This is a genomic window from Azospirillum brasilense (assembly GCF_003349955.1).
GTDB classification, from domain to species: Bacteria; Pseudomonadota; Alphaproteobacteria; order Azospirillales; family Azospirillaceae; genus Azospirillum; species Azospirillum brasilense_B.
This window is the reverse complement of the sequence record NZ_QLKQ01000018.1, coordinates 1-18123: the sequence shown is the minus strand read 5'-3', so window position 1 is coordinate 18123 and position 18123 is coordinate 1. Positions and strand designations below refer to the sequence as shown.

Genomic DNA, 18123 nt, shown 5'->3' with positions numbered 1-18123 from the left:
CTCAATCGGCCGTGGTGGTGAAGGCCTTCAGAGTCGTCGGGCCGCCCACCGGTTCGGAGGACTGCCGGCCGATCTGCGAGCCGTGCTTGGGGATCTCGCCGCCCTTGAGGGCGTCGATGATCTTTTCCATGTGTTCCGGGCTGACGTCTTCATAGTAGTCGTCGCCGATCTGGACCACCGGCGCGTTGACGCAGGCGCCCGAACACTCGACCTCGCGCAGCGTGAACTGGCCGTCCGCGGTGGTCTCGCCGACGCCGATGCCCAGCTTGCGCTCGCAGGTGTGCACGACGTCGTCCGACCCGCGCAGCCAGCACGGCGTGGTCGTGCAGACCTGGATGACGTGCTTACCGACCGGGGTCTTGTTGTACATCGTGTAGAAGGTCGCGACTTCGTACACGCGGATGCGCGGCATGCCGAGCAGGTCGGCGACGGCGTCCATGGCGACGCGCGGCAGCCAGCCGTCGCTCTGGCGCTGGGCCAGATCGAGCAGCGGCATGCAGGCGCTGGCCTGCTTGCCCGCCGGGTACTTCGCGATGATGGCCTTCGCCCGTTCCAGATTTTCCGGATTGAAGGCGAAGGAGGCCGGCTCCTTGGCCGGGTCGTGAGCCGGGGCGCTCATCGGTCAATTTCTCCGAACACGATGTCCATGGACGCGATGTTGGCCACCGCGTCGGCCAGCATGTGGCCCTTCGACATGAAGTCGAGGCCCTGCAGGTGGGCGAAGCCCGGCGCGCGGATCTTGCAGCGGTACGGCTTGTTCGTGCCGTCCGACACCAGATACACGCCGAACTCGCCCTTCGGCGCCTCGATGGCGGTGTAGGTTTCGCCCGCCGGGACGTGGAAGCCCTCGGTGAAGAGCTTGAAGTGATGGATCAGCGCTTCCATCGACCGCTTCATCTCGCCGCGCGGCGGCGGGGAGACCTTGCGCTCCTCCGCGCGCACCGGGCCGTCGGGAAGCTCCTTCAGGCACTGGCGGATCATGCGGTTGGACTGGCGCATCTCCTCCATGCGGACGAGGTAGCGCGCCCAGCAGTCGCCGGTCAGGCCGACCGGCACGTCGAAATCCATGCGGTCGTAGACTTCGTAGGGCTGCGACTTGCGCAGGTCCCAGGCGACGCCCGAGCCGCGCAGCATCGGGCCGGTGAAGCCCCAGTTGAACGCCTCTTCCTTGGTGACGACGCCGATGTCGACGGTCCGCTGCTTGAAAATGCGATTGTTCGTCAGCAGATTGTCAATGTCGTCAACAAACTTCGGGAAGCGCTCCGTGAACTCCCAGATGTCGTCGGTCAGGCCAGCAGGCAGATCCCAGGCGACGCCACCGGGACGGAAGTAGTTCGCATGCAGGCGCGCACCGCACACACGCTCGTAGAACTCCATGAGGATCTCGCGTTCCTCGAAGCCCCACAGCGCCGGCGTGATCGCACCGACGTCGAGCGCGCCGGTCGTGATCGACAGGATGTGGTTCAGGATGCGCGTGATCTCGGAGAAGAGGACGCGGATGTACTGGGCGCGCAGCGGCGCCTTGATCTGCAGCAGGTTCTCGATGCCGAGCACATAGGCGTGCTCCATGCACATCGGGCTGACGTAGTCCAGGCGGTCGAAGTAGGGAACGGCCTGCAGGTAGGTCTTGTACTCGATCAGCTTCTCGGTGCCGCGGTGCAGCAGGCCGATGTGCGGGTCGCAGCGCTCGACGACTTCGCCGTTCAGCTCCATCACCAGACGCAACACGCCGTGGGCCGCAGGGTGCTGCGGCCCGAAATTCATGGTGTAGGGCTTGATCTGGGTCTTGCCGCCGGACTGGCCGGCGGCGGGGTGTGCGGACGTGGCGATGGTCACGGCTTGCTCCCGGTGTCAGGGGCCTGGGCCTTCTCGTCGCCGGGCAGCATCACGTTCGTCATGCCTTCCCAGGGCGACAGGAAGTCGAAGCTGCGGAAATCCTGCGTCAGGCGGACGGGTTCGTAGACGACTCGCTTCTGGTCCTCGTCATAGCGGCACTCGACATAGCCCGTCATCGGGAAGTCTTTGCGCAACGGGTGACCTTCGAAACCATAGTCGGTCAGGATGCGGCGCAGATCCGGATGGTCGGAGAAGAAGATCCCGAACATGTCCCAGGTTTCACGCTCGAACCAGCCGGCCGCGTTGTACACCGGCACGGCCGAGGCCACGGGGGTGTCCTCGTCGGTGGTGACCTTCACGCGGAGGCGCCGATTGTGCTTGTAGCTCAAAAGGATGTAGACGACCTCGAAGCGTTCCTCCCGCTCCGGCCAATCCACAGCGGTGACGTCGAGCAGCTGCTCGAACGAGCAGGTCGGATCGTCACGCAGGAAGGTGAGCGACTTGATGAGCGAGGGCCGGCGGACGGTCACCATCAACTCGCCAAGCTTCAGCTCGACCTTCAGGACGTCATCGCCGAGCGTCGCGGCGATATGGTCCCCAAGTTCCTTCAACGCCTGTTCGGACATGGCCAGGACCTGCCTTTTTCTTATTCAGCGAGCGATGCGGTTGCCGCGCCGGATCTTCTTCTGGAGTTGCAGAATGCCGTAGACCAGCGCTTCCGCGGTCGGAGGACAGCCCGGCACGTAAATATCGACCGGAACGATCCGGTCGCAGCCGCGCACCACCGAGTAGGAATAGTGATAGTAGCCGCCGCCGTTGGCGCAGGAGCCCATCGAGATCACCCAGCGCGGTTCCGGCATCTGGTCATAGACCTTGCGCAGCGCGGGGGCCATCTTGTTGGTCAGCGTGCCGGCCACGATCATGCAGTCGGACTGGCGCGGGCTGGGACGCGGGATCACGCCGAATCGGTCGAGGTCGTACCGGCTCATGTAGGCGTGGATCATCTCCACCGCGCAGCAGGCCAGACCGAAGGTCATCGGCCACAGCGATCCGGTGCGGGCCCAGGCGAGCACGTCTTCGTACTTCGCCGTGATGAAGCCCTTTTCCTGGATCTCCTCGGTGACCGCGCGGAGATAGGCGTCCTGTTCCGGTCCGGGCGGAATCGGCGCCAGCTTGGCAGCCTCTACTCCCATTCCAGAGCTCCTTTCTTCCACTCATAGATGAAGCCGATGGTCAGGATCCCAAGGAACACGATCATCGACCAGAAGCCGAAGAGGCCGATGTCCCCGAGCGCGACGGCCCACGGGAACAGGAAGGCGACCTCGAGGTCGAAGATGATGAACAGGATGGAGACCAGATAGAACCGCACGTCAAACTTCGTGCGGGCATCCTCGAAGGGCTCGAAGCCGCACTCGTAGGGGGAGAGCTTCTCCGAATCCGGATTCTTCGGGCTGATGACGTAAGACGCGCCAACCATCACCACGGCCAGCGCGATACCGATCAACAGGAACACCAGGATCGGAAGGTACTCAATGATCAGCGGGTTGGTCACCGCGGTCCTCCCATAAGCCCACGCCACGATCGCCGGTACGGCCCGTAATCGGCCGACGCGCGGTGTCGTGGCTGGAATGCCTTGGATTAGCCCATCAGACGGGGCGGAATATATGACGAGAGCGTGATCAAGGAAAGCGCTTTGAATCGCTTTCGGCCAACGAATCCACTCTGCGGAAATGAGCGGATGTCCTTGGTATTACCAAACTTTTTAAATGACCCTTCTCTCTATCCGGCTTATCGGATATGCGGGTCGAGCCAATCGGATATAGGGACCGCGGGCCTGCCGGTAAAGCCGTGAAGGCTTCGTTTTCTTTGCAAAAAGGAGAATGGGGAAGAAGAAAATGGCGCGAGTGACGGGACTTGAACCCGCGGCCTCCGGCGTGACAGGCCGGCGCTCTAACCAACTGAGCTACACCCGCGCAACGCGGCGATGTGAAATGCGCAAAACAGGCGTCCGTGTCATAGGATCGCAGCGCAGTTTCCCAGGGACATGCCCCGTCGCCGATGGGCGGTTTCTAGCCGCCCGACCCACGACCTGTCAATCACGAATTTGAAAAGGACGGGTCGGAAGGACCGGGCGCGATGGTGGGCGATGAGGGTTTCGAACCCCCGACCCTCTCGGTGTAAACGATGCCCCACCCTGTAACTTGCGAGAAAGTCGCGTCACCTATATGCGTTGACTTTCTTGCGTTTTATCGGCTCCGGTGTAACCATGGGTAACGGCGTTTCGACCCGCGTAGCGCGTCGGCTGTTACCCAATCTGTTACCCAGCGCCTTCTGTTACCCAGGAAAGGGGGCCGCCATGCCTAAGGTGAAGCTGACCACGAAGGCAGTGGAGGCCGCCAAGCCGCTATCCCCCGGCCAACGCCTGGAGCTATTCGACACCGCCCTCCCCGGCTTCGGCCTTCGTGTCGGCGACACCAACAAGACGTGGTTCGTGTTCTATCGGCTGGTCGGGAAGCAGAAGCGCTTCACCCTCGGGCACTTCCCTGCCCTGTCGCTTTCCGCAGCGCGTGAAGCCGCCGGAAAGGCACTGGAGAAGGTGGAGCACGGCGAGGACCCGGCAGCGGAGAAGGAGGCAGCGAAGGCCCGCGCCCATGCGGCGCTGGAGCAGAAGGCGGCCACCGGCTTCCTGCCGGACAGCTTCGGCTCGCTGGCATCTATATATATAAGGCAAGAGTGTCCCGGCTTGCGGCGCGGTTCCGAGCTGGAACGCATCATCGATCGGGAGATCCAACCGGCTTGGAAGGACCGCCCTGCGGCGGACCTGCGCCGCCGCGACCTGACTGCCCTCCTCGATCCGTTCATCATCGCCGGCCATGTCCAGAAGGCGCACAAGGTCCGTGAGATCGTGGTCCGGATCGTCAACTGGGCCGTGGATCGCGGCGACCTGGAAGCGAACCTTCTGGTGAGCCCGAGCCGTGGCCGAAAGCGAAGCGGCATCCTCCGGCGGGAGAAGCGGGAGCGAGTGCTGTCCGCGGAGGAGTTGGCCGCGGTGTGGGCTGGGTGCGAGGAACTGACTGGCCCCTTCCCTGCCATCGTCAAGACGCTCATCCTGACCGGACAGCGTCGGGAAGAGGTCGGCGCCATGCGCTGGGCGGAACTCGACCTGGACAACGGCCTCTGGACTATCCCTTCGGATCGCTACAAGACCGGGATCGTCCACGTAGTGCCGCTGACCGAACCGGTGAAGAAGATTATCACCGGCCTGCACCGGTTGTCGGACGACTTCGTGTTCGCGACCAAGAAGGACAGCCACTTCAGCGGGTACAGCAAATGCAAGGCCCGACTCGATGCCATGGTGGCCGCACAGCGGGCGAAGGCCGGGCTGCCCGACATCGACGGCTGGACCCTGCATGACCTACGGCGGACGCTGCGCACCGGCCTGTCCGAGTTGCGGGTCAACTCAGACATCGCGGAGCGCGTGGTCGGGCATGTGATCGGAGGCGTGCAGGGTGTCTATGACCGGCACGCCTACCTTGACGAGAAGCGGGATGCCCTGGAACGATGGGCGGCCAAGGTAGTGGGGATTGTCAACCCGCCTCCGGCGAATGTGGTTCAGCTCCACCCCGACCGCGCCGCAGGGTAGTCACGGCTCCTGTCGGCGCGCACGCTTTCCGCCCCTTGGGCGTCGAGCTGCCCGCGCGATCCGCTCCGCCACCTCATCGGCATAGCGGGCGTCGGCGTCCGTCTGGACCACGCCCAGCGCCGCCTCGACGGCTTGCCGGTCGTACCGGGGCAGCCGTGGCGTCAAGTAGACCGGCTTGGGCAACTTGCCCTGCACCTCCAGCGTGCGCACCGTGTCCACGCTCACACGTAGCTCTGCAGCGAGTTCCTTGCGGGTCATCCAGCGGGGCGGCGTCATTCGTCGGGGCCTTAGTTCGGGCAACGGGAAAGCCAGACCGTAGCTTCCAGCCGGCCAAGCACAAGGGCCTTTTCCCTCCGTCACACATCGATCGCCGACACGACGGCCCGGCGGCCCAGCGCATCGCGCCATCCAATCACCATGTGGCAGAACGGAACAGGGCTGGGCAGCACGCCCGCCAGGAGGCACCGGTTGAACACCGGGTCCGCATTGGTCGCTTCCTCATAGACCACGGCCATGGGCGCTGTGCATTCCCAGAATGGATCGGCTTCGAGCGGCTTCCCGATCTGCCGCCGCGCCCACTCCCGCCCGAACACGCCGATGGTGGGGTGCCCGACGAATCGGAAGACGAGCGGCCCGCCCGCCCGCTCGGACGTCATGACCAAGCACCGGTCAAGCAGGCTGGCGGCCTTCAGGTCCGCCACGAAGCCGGGACCGAACTCGGCGTGCGCCCGGCGCAGCGCCTTGACGTGCCGCTGCCACTCCAGGGCGAAGCCGTCCGGCTGCCGGTGGACCTCGATAGGGGCAACAGGGCGCGCAGCGGCGCCCTGCCTTCCTGAACGATGAAGCAGCCTGAGCACGTCACGCCCCCGCCGGGTGAGCAGCGCCGGCCATGGCGCCCCACACCTTCCGCGCCAGATCGGCGGTGATGCCCGCGGCGCTGGCGCCCGCCTCGACCATGGCGGGGGTGGGCTCGGCGGCCAGCCGGCCCGCTTCGGCCTCCAGCAGCCCGGCGGTAGCGGCGAACAGGTCACCCGCCGACGTGACCGGCCAGAGCGTCGCGGCGTCGCGCATGAAGGTGTCGGCGGGCAGCTCGGTCGGGTTGATGCCGGACACCTCCACCAGCACGTCGAAGATGGAGCGGCCCAGGCGTTCCAGGAGCCAGAGGTTTCGTTCGGCTGCATGCCGGTTTTTGCTCTCAACCGCCGCTTCGACGTCATCCGCGATGTAGCGAATCAGCATGGCGTGCACGGCGGCATCCGCCAGCGTGGTCGCCTTGGTGGACATGACGAGATGTTCGATGGCACCGCGCACCTGATTGTCAGCCTGTTCGCGGGCGTCAAGGGTCGCGAGGGTCTTCCAGTCCAAGCCGGCACGCGGCACGTCGTTGCGCCGGGCCTCGGAGATGATGGCGCCCAGCCAGCGGCCCAACTCATGGACAGGGCCGGATGTGGTGCTTTCGGTAGGCAGAGTCGTGGTATTCTCGGAACCAGCCATGGTCCGTAGCTCCTCAGCAGCTCGGGTTGTGGTCAGGCCGGACCGGGAGGGTAGGATCTCCCGGTCCGGCCGTTTTCATTCAGCGCAGCAGCGCCTCCGTGATGATGTCCTTGTAGCGCTCGTCAGCAGCGAGGCGTTCCGCCAACTCGGGCGGGACAGCGGCATACAGCAGCGCGATCAGTTCCGCCGTGTGCCGTGCCTTGTCCGCCTTGCGCTGGCGGTGAAGGCGGGAGCGCTCAGCCACCGATAGTGGCTGGTCAAATTGCCTTGGCCTTGCCTGCATAACGCCTCCATTTCGTTGCGCCACGATGATAGCGTTGCGCCACGAAATAGCCAAGGAGTTTTGTTGCGTAACGCATTCCGCGCTAACGATCTGGTACGGGGTGCGGGACGGCGCGCCATATGAAGCGTTACAACGGACTTTTCATTTCTTTTAGCACTTGATAAAAATGAGCGATTTCGTTTTTTATTGCGAGTCTCGCCATGAAATGCCCGCATTGTGAGGTGCACTTCCATACCGGCAGTAACGCGAAGTGCGTAGCGTTTGGCGCTTTCGACAATAACGGCTGGTATTTTTTTGGCAATGTATGCCCGTCGTGTGAAAAGCCCATTCTCACTACAGTTAATTTAGCCAGAAAGATTGATAGAATGATCTGGCCTGAATTCAGCGCGCGTTCAGCTTTTGATGTTTCTAATGTTCCGATTGAGATTGCAGAGGATTACAAAGAGGCTTGTGCTGTAGTCAATATCAGCGCTAAAGCCGCAGCTGCGCTTGTTCGACGATGCCTTCAGGCGATCCTTCGAGAGCAAGGTTATCAGCAGCGCGATTTAGTGGAGCAAATCAAAGCCGTATTGGCGGAGCAAGATCTACGCAAAGCCCTGCCGCACACTCTGCATGAGACTGTGGACGCTATTCGAAATTTTGGAAACTTCTCAGCCCACCCCATGAACGATAAGACGACACTCCAAATCATAGACGTTGAGCCAGAGGAAGCAGAGTGGTGCATTGAGATTGTAGAGGAGCTGTTCGAGCACTACTACAACCGGCCCGCAGCTGCAGCAGCTAAGAAGGCTGCCTTGAACGCTAAACTCCTAGCTGCGGGCAAACCAACCGCCTTGTAATAACCTCTAACCTGCCGCCCGATCTCGTACCTTGGTCGCCCGGCCCACCCTCTACCGCCCCAAGCTGTCGTTGCATACCACCAGTGCCAACGGCGACACCCCGCCGCGGGGCGTGGCCGTACCGGGGCGCCGCTCATTTCCCCTTACCGGGTCGGTCCAGCACAAGGACCGGCAGGACCGGCTTGGGCGACAAGGCGCGGTCCAGCGCGGCGGTTGCCTCGGTGATCACCGCGGACATGCCGTCGAGGCGGGCGGCCTGCACCAGCTCGCCGTGACGCTCGGCGATCCCGGCCGTCATCGTCGCCCAGAGCCGTTCCCCCTCCACACGCTTCCGCAGGATGCCCATGAAGCGCTCCGGATCGGCGCGCACATCATCCGCGGTCACGGCGTCGAGCGACGCCAGTACGTCCGTGCAGCCCTGGACGGCCTCCAGGGCATGCCTCCGGAGCTGCGCCAAGTCGCCGTCCATCTTCGTTTTACCCTTCGACATGATCACCCCTCCAAGGCTTCAAGGATGAAGCCGGCAAAGCTGTCTTCCATGCTCATGTAGCGCTGGATTTCGAACTCGATCTGCCCGGCATCGCGCGGCATGAATATACGGCGGGCAGCCGCCTCCATTTGCTGGCGAGCCTTCTTCAGCTTGCTTGCCAGAAGCCGCCTCTGGTGGCGCGTCGTGGCGAGCGGCGCCATGATTTCTTCGAACGCCGCGATGCTGTCATTCACGCACTTTGCGTTCAGGGCTTTCATGTCGCTCCAGATGCCGGCGACGATTGCATTGTCGCGCGGTACGGCCTCCTTCCAGGCCGCTGCCCTTTCCACCAGCTTCGCCGCAGCTTCTCGACGTTGCTGCTCGATCTCGCCCATGCGCCGGTCAATCTCAGCGTTGATGGCCGGCAGCATGCCTTGGGTCAGCGTCATGCGGCGGCCCTCGCCTGTGCGCGGAACGCCCGCACCTCCTCGGCGTTGGGGTCCCCCAGCATCTTCGCGTGCGTGTCGTAGTCGGGATACAGGGCCACCATGCGCCGCTCCACGCCAGCCCTGGAAACGGTTGTCTGGTGCATCACGCCACCGATGCACAGCGGCGCCTTGAACTTGTTCTGCACCTTCCACTGCGCCAGGGCGAGGCGGATGAACTGGTCATCGGTCGCGGTCGCCGGCAGTTGGACGCGGGAGGCTTCCGGGGTCGGTGCCATGTGGACGCCCCGCCCGATCTCGGCCACCTCGAACACGGCGGGCCGGATTTTGATGCGGATCAGCCGGAGGTCGTTCCGCTGGTCGCTCCAGCCGGCCGCCGTGATCTCCACATTCTGCGCAAGAGCCATGATTTCCGGATCAATCAGCGACTCCAGCTTGGCGGCCTGCGCCTCCACTTCATCAATCGTGACCGCCTCGTTCAGAAGGCAATTGACCACGTTCGACAGGTAGACGTTCCCGCGGCAGGCCCAGGCGAAGCGGCCGGACGGCGCCACCTCAGTCTTGTGGCGATTGAGCTTCACCGGCTTCCCGTCGGAATAGGTCATCGTGTCGGTCAGAAGGCGAACCGTGTCCGCCTCGAAAGCGACGTTGCAAACGCTCATTGAAGGGCCTCCATGATCATCGCGCCGAAGGCGTCGGCGAACTCGTCGGGGATGGTGGTTTCGTCGGCCACGCGCTCGGCGGCCCGCTCGGCGGCGCGCTCCGTCTCCTTCCAAAGCGGATCCTGCTCCCGCAGCGCCTTGTTGATCCGCTCGATCTGCTCCGGGCTCAGCGCCTTCAGGCCCTCGCCCATGGTGTCGGCGTGTTGCTGGACGAGCTGCATAGCCGCCTGCACCTCGTCGACACGCTTGGCGTACCGCTCCGCCGGGGTGAGTCCATCCTCCAGCGTCTTGTTCACCAGATCCCACGCGCTGGACAGCTTGCGCCCATCCATCTCGCGGGCCTTGTCGCTCAGATCATCCAGCACATCGGCGAAGGTGCGGGCGTCCTTCGCTCCGGTGGCGAACGAGCTGGCGCCGGCCTCCCCCGGCTTGCGGCCAGGAAGGGGGATGCGCATGGATGCCGCGCCCACCGCGGTAAGACCGTCCTCAAGGCGGGTGAGCTGGGTGGACAGCTCGACCGACTTCCGGGCGGGGTCCACGAGCGCTTCGGCGGCCTTCTTCGCTTGATCGGCGAACGGCCCGCCTGCCTTGGCCGCGGTGTCCAACGCGATGGAGAGACGACCGATGGCCTCGATGTCGTCCGGCCCGGCGGCCTTGAATTCCTTCAGCGCGCCGGCAAGATCGCGCATGGATTGCGCCGGCCCGGTCAACAGCGTCGTGCCCATGGCACCGCGCGCCCGGTTGGCGCTCTCCTGAAGGGCGATGGCGTTGGTTACGGCCACGTCCAGGTTTTTGAGGTCGCCCAGGTAATCGGCCACGGCCTTGCGCTGCGCGGCGAGACCTTCAATCGCCTTGTTCTTCTCGGAGGTCAGGCGGATGCGCTCCACCTGGAGCATCGTTTCGGACAGGGTGCGGTAATGCGCGGCCAGATCGGCGACGCTCAACGCCTCCTCCTCGTGCCCTTCGCGCAACCGCTTCCCGGACGCCGCGGCCTCATCGATGATGCTGCGAACGGCGCCCATCGTGTCCTCATACGACTTGGCGGACCGCTCGGCGTCGGTCATCCCGTCGCCCATGTTGAAGAACGCCCCAGCGGCCACGGACGCCACCGCCACAACAGTGCCGATGACCGCGCCAACGGGGCCGAAGGCAGAGGCGATCTGCGGACCCTGCTGCGCCAGGATCACGAAGGCCGAAGTCCCCATCTGCGCCTGAACAACCACGTCCTGAAGCTGGAGACCCATGTTGCCCATGGCGTTCTTCATGTTCACGGTCGAGGCCGTGGCGGCGGCCTGAGAGCGGATGAAGTTGTCGTTCGCCACGCCGCCGGCTGCCAACTTCTGGCGCATCAGGTCCATGAGGCGGATTTTCTCTTCCTCGGTCGTGATCCCCTGCTGAACGGCACGGGTTAGGTCGCGCTCGGCCGTGGCGAGCTTCTGCGTTGCCGCGTAGACGGGATCGACGGACCGGGCGATGCGGTCGAACGTCCGAAACACGGACTCTCCCGCCCGCGTGGTGTTGACAACGGCATCATCAAACAGCCGCAGCCCTCGCGCACCCTTCTCCCCGGCGCGCTCTCCGGCTTCGCCCATGCGGTCGAATGCCTGCCCGACACGCCGCGCACCTTCCTGCGCCTGCCGGTCGTCGATGACGACTTCATGGACAAGGGCGTTCGCGAGTTCCATCGATTCCGCTCCGTTGCTTTGTGCCCTGGAGGGGCGCGGCCATCAGGCCCGATGAAGGGCGCCAGCCGGCCCCAGATCGGGCCTGATGGCCCAGGTCACGCTGCTGCGGCGGTGCTGACGCCATCCAGCCGCACCGTCACCGTAGCCGCACCGTTGCCCGCGGCGGCCACGGCCACGCCGACGGGGTACAGCCCAGCGCCGGGCGCGTCGCACTGGTGGTTGGTGTTGTCCCAGCTCACCCGGCCGCCCGCGGCGATCACGGCGGTGGTCTTCTTGGGCAGGGTGAAGACACCCTCGGTGACGCCCACCACGACGGCGCCGCTGGCCGCGGTGGTGCTGGCGACGGCGAACAGGGCGCCGACGATGAAGCCTTCTCCCGACGCCAGGGCGCGCGGGGCGATGAGGTCGAGGTTGCAGCCGGCTTGCACGAAGTTCCGCATGGGTCACAGTCCTTTCGAGGTCGCGAAGGTGACGAAGGGGGCGCAGGTCGTGCCGCTCGCCGCGGCGATCTTGCGATCCAGGTCGAGAAGCGCCCGCTTCATTTCGGCGTCGCTGCGGTATTCGGTCTCGGAGCCATCGCTGTAGGCCACCTTGCGCACACCGGTGAAGCGGGCCGCCTCCAGGGCGTCCCGCATCTCGATCAGTTCGGCCAGCGTCGCCATGATCAGGCGCCGGGGTTGTAGTAGGCGCCGCGGTAATCCACCGCGCCCACGGCGAAGTCGATGGTGAGCTTGACCTTCACGCCCGCGACATCGAATCCGGGTTCCGGCGTGATGACCGGGCCGGACTGGCCCTGCAGATAGCCGTAGATGAAGGTTTCCAGCGCCGACGGCTCCGCCATCATGTACCAGCCCGGCCCCGGCAGGTTCGCGTCGCCCACCGGCTCCAGCTTGCCGGCCAGCGGGTTGACCGCGGCGGCGGTGGTCGGCGCCACGGCGGTGCTGACGAACTGGCGGGCCGCGGTGAACTGGTCCGGGCCGGTCGCCAGGACGGAAGGCTTCAGGTTCAGCTTCAGCCCGTCGAGGCTGGTCTGCTTCATCATCGCCGCTTCGCCGGCGGAGACGGTGCCCAGGTCGATCGCGGCGCCGCTGGCCGCGAGGTTGCCATGGCTGGCGTGGAACAGCGCCTTGCCGTCCGACAGGACCGGGTTGGACACCACCAGCGCCCATGCCACCGAGTTCTCCCAATCGGCGCAGCGCAGCGCCGCCTTGGTCGGCAGATCGGCGAAGGCGCTGAGATCATCGTTGATCAGCGCCTTGCGGCTGAACATGACGACGCGGCCGTACTCGCCCAGCGTGACGCTCTCGCCGCTCTCGCTGATGGCGCCGTGCTTGTACTCGCCGTTCTCCCCCACAGCCAGGGGCACCGGGAAGTCGCCGACGCGGGCGAAGGAGGCTGGCTTGAAGTCGCGGAAGTCGCGGCGCGCGAAGAACCGGCGGTAGGTCGGCGCCGCCGCCTGATAGGCCGGCAGGAGGGTCTTGTTGGCCGCGTTCGCCAGCAGCACCGGGAAGTCGCCCGTGGTCATCGCACGCTGATACAGGTCGGCGGGCGACAGGTGCCGCGTGCCGATCGGGTTCCCGCGGCGGTCGGCCAGCTCGGCGGCCAGATCGAGGAGGGACCGGCCGGCGTAGGAGCGGGCCTGTTCCGGCATCTGGACGCGGTGCGCTTCCGGCAGGTGCGCCGTGGCGCGGGCGGCGAAGGCCGTCGCCATGCGGTCCACCACGTTCCCCGGATCGTCGTGATCGTGGAGAACCTGGACGGCGGCCAGCGGGCGCGTGCCGGAGCGGGCCAGCATGGCGTCGAACACCGCGGCGCGGGCGCGGTCGAGGTCGGCGCCGTCGTCAATCAGCCGGTCGGCGGTGGCGACGTCCAGGCCAGCGGCGCGGACCATGGTGCGGATCTGGCCGTTGATGCCCGCCCGGTTGGCGGTGGCGCTGGTGTCCGCCGCGCGGGTGCTGATGTCGGTGGTGGCCTCCGCCGTGGCGTCCGCCTCGGTCGTGGTATCGTCGTCCATGGAACCTCCTGCGGATCGGACAGTGGCGCCGGCATCAACCGGCACGGGGGTGAAGGAAAGCTCGTGTGGCGCCCAGGCGATGGCGCGGAAGACGGGCAGCCCGTCGCGCTTGCCGGCCCGCTGCCACCGCTGGACCGAATAGCCCAGCGACACGCCGCGCACGGAACCGGCCTCCACCTTGGCGATCAGGTCTTCCGCCGTGGCGCTGGTGTCGAAGCGCACCGTCGCGGCGATGCGGTCCCCGTCGATCTGCGCCACGGCGACGGTGCCCACGGCGGCGTCGGTGGTGTTGCGGTGGTCCTTCAGCGCCGGGCCGCCGCGGAACCGGGAGAGGTCGGCGCCGGCCGCGTCCAGCTCCTCCACCCAGGCGGAGCGGGTACCGTCCGGGGCGGGCGCCGGGCGAACGGCGGGGGCCGGGCCGGACAGCGCCACCACCTCGACGGTGCGGGCCTCGCGATTGAGCGTGGTCGGGGTGGTCGCGCCCATGGCGCGGGTCAGGGCCTCAGCCATTGGCGGCGGTCTCCGTGGTTTCGTCCGGCGGGGTCGGCGCTGCGGCCTTCGTCGCCGTGGTGGGCAGCCCGAGCCGCTGTTCCCGCTGCACGTCGGCGGCGATCTGGGCATCCAGGGTCTCGACGTCGTAGCCGCGTTCGGCGACGGACTGCGCCCGGCTCTTGAGCTTGGCCTCGATGGCCTCCACCTCGGCCCGAACATCCTTCAGCGGGTCCACCCAATCGAAGGCCGGGGGCAGCCATTCCGCGGACAGGTAGGGTTCCGGATCGCGGAAGAAGTCGGGCGCGTCGATGGCACCGGACAGCACGGCCAGGGTTACGAAGCGGCGCCATACCGGGTCGCAGAGCTGCGGGATGATCGTGAGGTGCTGAAGCTGTTCGACGCTGCGGCGGAACTCCACCAGCCCGCCGCGCAGGCTCGAATAGTTGGCGTCCTTCAGGTCGCCCGAGACTTGGAAGTACGTCGCCCCGATCCCCACAGCTATGGCCCGCATGTGGTTCTTCGTGAACGGGTCATAGTTCTTGTCGTCGGGCGGGTTCGTGAACTCGACGGATTCGCCGGGATTCAGCGGCACCAGGGCGCCCGGCTCCAACGTCGGCGTCTCGGCGTTGCCCTGCGGCTTCCAGGCCGGGTTGCTGTCGTCCTTGTTGACGATGAAGCCGGCCAGCATCGCCGCGACCTTGGCGCGGACCAGGGCGGCGTCCTCGTAGGCGTCCAGCTCCTTCACCCGGAGGAGAACTGGCGCCAGCCAGGACAGGCCGCGCAACTGGTTCTCCACCAGCTCGCGGAACAGGTGCAGCATGTCCTCCGCCGGAACCCGCTTCGGCTCCCAGGTCGGCGCCAGCACCGGCATGGTGGGATCGTTCGGGTTGAAGGGCAGCACCCAATAGGCCACCCGCCGGCCCAGCGCGTCGAACTCGATCCCGGCCCGAACCGGGTTGCCGGGGCGGATTTCCTGCCACTGCGTCGCCGGTACTTGATCGCGGGAAATCATCTCGACCTGGAACGGGACGGGCAACCCGTCCTCGGGCAGCCGGGCGCGGAGACGGATGAACGCTTCGCCCCCTTCGATCATGGCGCGCACGGCCAGGGCCTGTTGGGCGTAGAAGCCGCCGGCCCGGCCCGACGCATCGGCCACCCGCTCCCACCGCTCCCACAAGCTGTGCAGCGCATCGCGCACCGCCGGATCGGGGTGCTTGGAGCGGGGCTTGATCCCGGTTCCTACGGCGTTGCTCACCATGGCGTTGACCGCGGCGGCGACGTTCGGGTTGTTGCGGGCGAAGTAGGCCGCGCGCTGGGCCGCGATGGAGGCGCCGGCCATCATCTCGGCGTTCAGGTTGACCATGCGGGACTTGCCGGCCCAGCGCTTGCCCGCACCGGCAGCGTCAAGGCTGCGGGTCAACAGGGTGCCAAGGCTGCGGCGAAGGCCGGAAAGCATGGATGATGTCCCATGTCAGGGGAATTATCCCTAACGATAGGATTAATCGCCATACATTGCAAGAGCGGATCACTTCCGATACCGGTTGCAACTACCCGGACACCCAGGAGGATCGCGATGCCTTCCGGACCGGCGCCGGTGATGGCCGAAGGCCCGCCTCCGGCGCCGCCCCTATGGAGCGCGCGAGGTCCGCCCAGGCCTCGTCCCCCATGCGGTCGAGGCCCTGCCGGGCCGCTGCGGCGCGGGCATAGGTCCGGCAATCCAAAGCCTCGTTCCGGTCCCGCAGCTTCTCCCACGCCGTGACGCGCCCGCGCCCTTTGCCGCCGCGGGTCACCCGGTGTTCGGCGACGAGCTGCTTGCAGGTCTCCTCTCCGGCGTGCATGGGCAGGTGCACGTAGCCGGCAGGGAACGCTTCGCCGCTCTCGGCGGTGGGCCGGTCGAGGCGCAGGAAGCCGTAGAATTCCCCTTTGGCCGCGGCGGACCCCACCGGCCACAGCTTGACGCCGTTGCTGATGCGCTTGCCGCGGTGGCTGATGTCAGCGGCGGACGGCTGGCCGAGGATCGGCGCCAGGGCCAGAGAGGAACCCTTGATCGCCATGACCTGCGGACCGGCGGTGCGCACCCACGCCTTGACCGCTTCCATGGTCACGCCGTCGCCGGCATCGATGGCGGTCATGGTGACCGGCAGGGTGGCGCCGTGTTCGTGGCGCCAGGTCTCCGCCAGCATCGCCGACAGGGCGCGCCACGGCGCGTCGGTGAACGGGTCGCCCATGATGACGCGGTGTTCGATCAGCCACGATTCCTTGCCGCGGCCCCAGGCCCACACGCTCACCTCGATGCGGTCGCGCTGGACGTCGGCGCCGGCGGTGAGGAACAGCCCGCCAGCCGGAACGGTGCCCGGCTCCCAGGTCTCGCGCCGATCGTAGAGCCGCCGCCAGTCCGGCGCCTCGCCGCGGTCCACCCAGCACTCACCCAGGACGGTGTTCGTCCAGACTTGGAGCTTTTCCCGGTCCTTCTTAGCGGCCAGGAACTCCGCCACCAGCTTGGGCCACGCCGCGCCGGGCAAGGGGCAGTAGGCGGACCAGATGTGGAAGCTGCGATGCCCCTTGAAGGGCTGTTCCGCCACCCAGCGGCCGGCCTCCAACATCTCCAGCTTGTGGCTTTCATCGATGGGACAGCCGTTGACGCAGACATAGAACGCCGTGTCCGGGTCGCCGTCACGCCAACGCATCCCGGCGCCGGTGCCATCGCCCCAGACGAGCGGTTGCGTGGCGCCGCAGTGGGGACAGGGGACGTGGTAGCGCTCCATGGTGCCGGCGGCGAAGGCGTCGGCGATCTTGGATTCCCCGTCGAGGAGCGGTGTGCTGCCCAGCACCGCCAACGGCTGGAGGGACTGCGTCAGGCGCTTCAGGCCCAGCGCGATCTGGTCGCCCTCCTTGCCGGCCACCGCGGGGTAACCGTCGATCTCATCGAACAGCAGCACGTCAAGGTCGATGCGGCGGAAGGCGCGCGGGCTGTTCGCCCCGGTGATCTTCAGGGAGCCGCCGGGGAACGCCTTGCGCTTGATTGTGTCGCCCTTCTTCTTCGCCCCGGCCTCGGACAGCAGGCCGGTCAGTACCGGCCAGTCGTGCAGGGGGTCCACCGTGTCCTTCGAGTAATCCTCGGCGTCCTCGATGGTCGGCTGGACGATCATGATCTTGGATGGGCGCTGCGCGATGAAGTAGCCCAGCGCCGCGGACAGCATTTGCGTATAGCCGACGCGGGCGGATTTCATGAGGGTGATCCGCTCCACAGCCGGGTCCGTCATCGCGTCGAGGATCTCGCGCTGGTAGGCGTAGGGCTTGAACACGGCGCCGTCGTAGAGCCGGGCGTGTTGCTCCGCCCATTCCGCCAGGGAGAGGCGCGGCGGCGGGCGCAGCGCGGCGAACCATCCGGTCGCGGTTTCGGCCACCAGCTCGGACACCGGCAGATCAAGCGGCATCGGCGTGTTCCTCGGCGGTGCTGACAACCCGCTCCTCCGACAGCTCCACCAGCACGCCGTTCACCGCGTCGGACAGCCGGACCCGCACGTCGGCGGGTTCGGACAGCCGGGCGAGCGGCCCCGCCAGCTGGGCCGGCAGGGAGGTCAGGCGGTCGCGGACGATCTGGAAGGCGGCGGAGACGGCGCGGGTGATGTCGGCGCGGGGCAGCAGCTCCAGGCGCAGGGCGGCGTTCTTCAGGGCGTAGTGGTCCGCCTGTTCGCGGGCCAGCCGGGCGCGCTCGGTGGTCAGGTCATCGGCGGAGGGACCGGTACCGCGGCCCGCCGCCATCTCGCGGAGGTGGCGAATGTAGGCGAGGCGGCACTGGTCGAGGTTCAGGGCGCCGCGCCGGGCGTTCGGCAGCACGCCCTTGTCGAGCAGTTCGCGCACGCTGCGGTCGGACAGGTCGAGATGTGTCGCGATGTCGGTTTGCGTCGCCATGGGATCAAATCCTCCGATATAGGAAATATATCATCGTCGGATAGGAACCGGAACCCCTTGTGGGGGCTCGCATCTGGCGATGTCGCGCGGCAGGGGCCACCCCCGGTCCCATTGCCCCGGAAGGACCCGCGCCCTCGGTCACCCCGCGGCCGCCTCCCGCCCGGCCTCGCCCCGGCGGACCCGCACCGGTTGGGCCAGCGCCTCCAGCTCGTCCGCCGTGGTCTCCTCGTGTCCGGCAGCGGCAAGGGCGGCGTTGATGCGGGACAGGCGGACGGGCCGGCGTTCGCGGAGGTCGTGTCCCGAGGCGTGGTGTAGGAGCCGGGGCGCTCATCTGGTCACCGGCGT

The 18123-nt window shown here is 66.5% G+C and carries 21 protein-coding genes and 1 tRNA gene; 2 read left to right on the top strand and 20 right to left on the bottom strand.

Annotated elements, in window-relative coordinates; translation table 11 throughout:
• Position 1: 1 nt before the first annotated feature.
• The 6 genes from nuoE to DXK32_RS10410 form a co-directional block, all read right to left on the bottom strand.
• Entirely contained in the window at positions 2–619 is a 618-nt protein-coding gene (nuoE, locus tag DXK32_RS10435; protein ID WP_114858446.1) for an NADH-quinone oxidoreductase subunit NuoE, read from the bottom strand.
• Positions 616–1764, bottom strand: a complete 1149-nt coding sequence (locus DXK32_RS10430; protein WP_038531004.1) for an NADH-quinone oxidoreductase subunit D — start codon at positions 1762–1764, stop codon at positions 616–618. Before DXK32_RS10430 ends, nuoE begins: the two co-directional genes overlap by 4 nt.
• Before the next feature lie 68 nt (positions 1765–1832).
• Positions 1833–2462, bottom strand: coding sequence for an NADH-quinone oxidoreductase subunit C (locus DXK32_RS10425; protein WP_014240122.1), 630 nt, complete (start codon positions 2460–2462; stop codon positions 1833–1835).
• A 24-nt stretch (positions 2463–2486) separates the two neighbouring features.
• Positions 2487–3029 carry a NuoB/complex I 20 kDa subunit family protein gene (locus DXK32_RS10420; protein ID WP_014240121.1) on the bottom strand — a complete coding sequence of 181 codons (543 nt, stop codon included), beginning with the start codon at positions 3027–3029 and terminating at the stop codon, positions 2487–2489.
• A complete protein-coding gene (locus tag DXK32_RS10415) occupies positions 3020–3388 on the bottom strand; it encodes an NADH-quinone oxidoreductase subunit A (RefSeq protein ID WP_014240120.1) in 369 nt (122 codons plus the stop codon). Before DXK32_RS10415 ends, DXK32_RS10420 begins: the two co-directional genes overlap by 10 nt.
• A 344-nt stretch (positions 3389–3732) precedes the next feature.
• A tRNA-Asp gene (locus DXK32_RS10410) sits at positions 3733–3809 on the bottom strand.
• A 383-nt stretch (positions 3810–4192) separates the two neighbouring features.
• Between DXK32_RS10410 and DXK32_RS10405 the strand changes: the two genes are divergently transcribed.
• Complete coding sequence (locus tag DXK32_RS10405; RefSeq protein WP_162801137.1) at positions 4193–5479, top strand: tyrosine-type recombinase/integrase; 1287 nt, start codon at positions 4193–4195, stop codon at positions 5477–5479.
• Here DXK32_RS10405 and DXK32_RS10400 read toward each other — a convergent pair whose 3' ends face one another.
• The 4 genes from DXK32_RS10400 to DXK32_RS32090 all read right to left on the bottom strand — a co-directional run bounded on the left by DXK32_RS10400 (position 5480) and on the right by DXK32_RS32090 (position 7217).
• Positions 5480–5737, bottom strand: a complete 258-nt coding sequence (locus tag DXK32_RS10400; protein ID WP_114858444.1) for a helix-turn-helix transcriptional regulator — start codon at positions 5735–5737, stop codon at positions 5480–5482. It lies immediately after the preceding gene.
• Between the two features lie 98 nt (positions 5738–5835).
• Positions 5836–6336: a hypothetical protein gene (locus DXK32_RS10395; RefSeq protein ID WP_114858443.1), complete on the bottom strand. Its 501-nt coding sequence runs from the start codon at positions 6334–6336 to the stop codon at positions 5836–5838.
• A gap of 1 nt (position 6337) precedes the next feature.
• On the bottom strand, positions 6338–6973 hold the full coding sequence (locus tag DXK32_RS10390) for a hypothetical protein (protein ID WP_162801136.1): 636 nt from the start codon (positions 6971–6973) through the stop codon (positions 6338–6340).
• A 79-nt stretch (positions 6974–7052) separates the two neighbouring features.
• Positions 7053–7217, bottom strand: coding sequence for a hypothetical protein (locus DXK32_RS32090; protein ID WP_162801135.1), 165 nt, complete (start codon positions 7215–7217; stop codon positions 7053–7055).
• A 404-nt stretch (positions 7218–7621) separates the two neighbouring features.
• Here DXK32_RS32090 and DXK32_RS10385 point away from each other — a divergent pair, with 404 nt between their 5' ends.
• Complete coding sequence (locus DXK32_RS10385) at positions 7622–8095, top strand: DUF4145 domain-containing protein (RefSeq protein ID WP_114858441.1); 474 nt, start codon at positions 7622–7624, stop codon at positions 8093–8095.
• Positions 8096–8228: 133 nt separating this feature from the next.
• Here DXK32_RS10385 and DXK32_RS10380 read toward each other — a convergent pair whose 3' ends face one another.
• From DXK32_RS10380 to DXK32_RS10335, 10 genes are all read right to left on the bottom strand, one after another.
• Complete coding sequence (locus DXK32_RS10380) at positions 8229–8585, bottom strand: hypothetical protein (protein ID WP_114858440.1); 357 nt, start codon at positions 8583–8585, stop codon at positions 8229–8231.
• A 2-nt stretch (positions 8586–8587) separates the two neighbouring features.
• The gene (locus tag DXK32_RS10375; RefSeq protein WP_114858439.1) at positions 8588–9013 is read right to left on the bottom strand and encodes a hypothetical protein; all 426 of its coding nucleotides are present in this window, start codon (positions 9011–9013) and stop codon (positions 8588–8590) included.
• Positions 9010–9615 carry a hypothetical protein gene (locus DXK32_RS10370; protein ID WP_162801134.1) on the bottom strand — a complete coding sequence of 202 codons (606 nt, stop codon included), beginning with the start codon at positions 9613–9615 and terminating at the stop codon, positions 9010–9012. The genes DXK32_RS10375 and DXK32_RS10370 overlap by 4 nt, the downstream gene beginning before the upstream one ends.
• A 53-nt stretch (positions 9616–9668) precedes the next feature.
• Positions 9669–11357, bottom strand: coding sequence for a phage tail length tape measure family protein (locus DXK32_RS10365; RefSeq protein ID WP_114858437.1), 1689 nt, complete (start codon positions 11355–11357; stop codon positions 9669–9671).
• Between the two features lie 95 nt (positions 11358–11452).
• Positions 11453–11797, bottom strand: coding sequence for a DUF2190 family protein (locus tag DXK32_RS10360; RefSeq protein WP_114858436.1), 345 nt, complete (start codon positions 11795–11797; stop codon positions 11453–11455).
• Positions 11798–11800: 3 nt separating this feature from the next.
• Positions 11801–12019 carry a phage head-tail joining protein gene (locus DXK32_RS10355; protein ID WP_114858435.1) on the bottom strand — a complete coding sequence of 73 codons (219 nt, stop codon included), beginning with the start codon at positions 12017–12019 and terminating at the stop codon, positions 11801–11803.
• Between the two features lie 2 nt (positions 12020–12021).
• Positions 12022–13881 carry a prohead protease/major capsid protein fusion protein gene (locus tag DXK32_RS10350; protein ID WP_114858434.1) on the bottom strand — a complete coding sequence of 620 codons (1860 nt, stop codon included), beginning with the start codon at positions 13879–13881 and terminating at the stop codon, positions 12022–12024.
• Entirely contained in the window at positions 13874–15319 is a 1446-nt protein-coding gene (locus DXK32_RS10345; RefSeq protein ID WP_247877084.1) for a phage portal protein, read from the bottom strand. Before DXK32_RS10345 ends, DXK32_RS10350 begins: the two co-directional genes overlap by 8 nt.
• 91 nt (positions 15320–15410) lie before the next feature.
• Positions 15411–17300 carry a phage terminase large subunit family protein gene (locus tag DXK32_RS10340; RefSeq protein WP_114858433.1) on the bottom strand — a complete coding sequence of 630 codons (1890 nt, stop codon included), beginning with the start codon at positions 17298–17300 and terminating at the stop codon, positions 15411–15413.
• A complete protein-coding gene (locus DXK32_RS10335; protein ID WP_114858432.1) occupies positions 17290–17778 on the bottom strand; it encodes a hypothetical protein in 489 nt (162 codons plus the stop codon). Before DXK32_RS10335 ends, DXK32_RS10340 begins: the two co-directional genes overlap by 11 nt.
• Positions 17779–18123 lie beyond the last annotated feature (345 nt).

Bases quoted from the DNA above. Each gene is read 5' to 3' on its own strand.
- DXK32_RS10340 (WP_114858433.1), bottom strand. From the start codon at position 17,300: ATGCCGCTTGATCTGCCGGTGTCCGAGCTGGTGGCCGAAACCGCGACC.
- DXK32_RS10390 (WP_162801136.1), bottom strand. From the start codon at position 6,973: ATGGCTGGTTCCGAGAATACCACGACTCTGCCTACCGAAAGCACCACA.
- DXK32_RS10355 (WP_114858435.1), bottom strand. From the start codon at position 12,019: ATGGCGACGCTGGCCGAACTGATCGAGATGCGGGACGCCCTGGAGGCG.
- DXK32_RS10430 (WP_038531004.1), bottom strand. From the start codon at position 1,764: ATGAATTTCGGGCCGCAGCACCCTGCGGCCCACGGCGTGTTGCGTCTG.
- DXK32_RS10335 (WP_114858432.1), bottom strand. From the start codon at position 17,778: ATGGCGACGCAAACCGACATCGCGACACATCTCGACCTGTCCGACCGC.
- DXK32_RS10350 (WP_114858434.1), bottom strand. From the start codon at position 13,881: ATGGCTGAGGCCCTGACCCGCGCCATGGGCGCGACCACCCCGACCACG.
- DXK32_RS10360 (WP_114858436.1), bottom strand. From the start codon at position 11,797: ATGCGGAACTTCGTGCAAGCCGGCTGCAACCTCGACCTCATCGCCCCG.
- DXK32_RS10405 (WP_162801137.1), top strand. From the start codon at position 4,193: ATGCCTAAGGTGAAGCTGACCACGAAGGCAGTGGAGGCCGCCAAGCCG.
- DXK32_RS10380 (WP_114858440.1), bottom strand. From the start codon at position 8,585: ATGTCGAAGGGTAAAACGAAGATGGACGGCGACTTGGCGCAGCTCCGG.
- nuoE (WP_114858446.1), bottom strand. From the start codon at position 619: ATGAGCGCCCCGGCTCACGACCCGGCCAAGGAGCCGGCCTCCTTCGCC.
- DXK32_RS10420 (WP_014240121.1), bottom strand. From the start codon at position 3,029: ATGGGAGTAGAGGCTGCCAAGCTGGCGCCGATTCCGCCCGGACCGGAA.
- DXK32_RS10385 (WP_114858441.1), top strand. From the start codon at position 7,622: ATGATCTGGCCTGAATTCAGCGCGCGTTCAGCTTTTGATGTTTCTAAT.
- DXK32_RS10375 (WP_114858439.1), bottom strand. From the start codon at position 9,013: ATGACGCTGACCCAAGGCATGCTGCCGGCCATCAACGCTGAGATTGAC.
- DXK32_RS10370 (WP_162801134.1), bottom strand. From the start codon at position 9,615: ATGACCTATTCCGACGGGAAGCCGGTGAAGCTCAATCGCCACAAGACT.
- DXK32_RS10400 (WP_114858444.1), bottom strand. From the start codon at position 5,737: ATGACCCGCAAGGAACTCGCTGCAGAGCTACGTGTGAGCGTGGACACG.
- DXK32_RS10345 (WP_247877084.1), bottom strand. From the start codon at position 15,319: ATGCTTTCCGGCCTTCGCCGCAGCCTTGGCACCCTGTTGACCCGCAGC.
- DXK32_RS10365 (WP_114858437.1), bottom strand. From the start codon at position 11,357: ATGGAACTCGCGAACGCCCTTGTCCATGAAGTCGTCATCGACGACCGG.
- DXK32_RS10425 (WP_014240122.1), bottom strand. From the start codon at position 2,462: ATGTCCGAACAGGCGTTGAAGGAACTTGGGGACCATATCGCCGCGACG.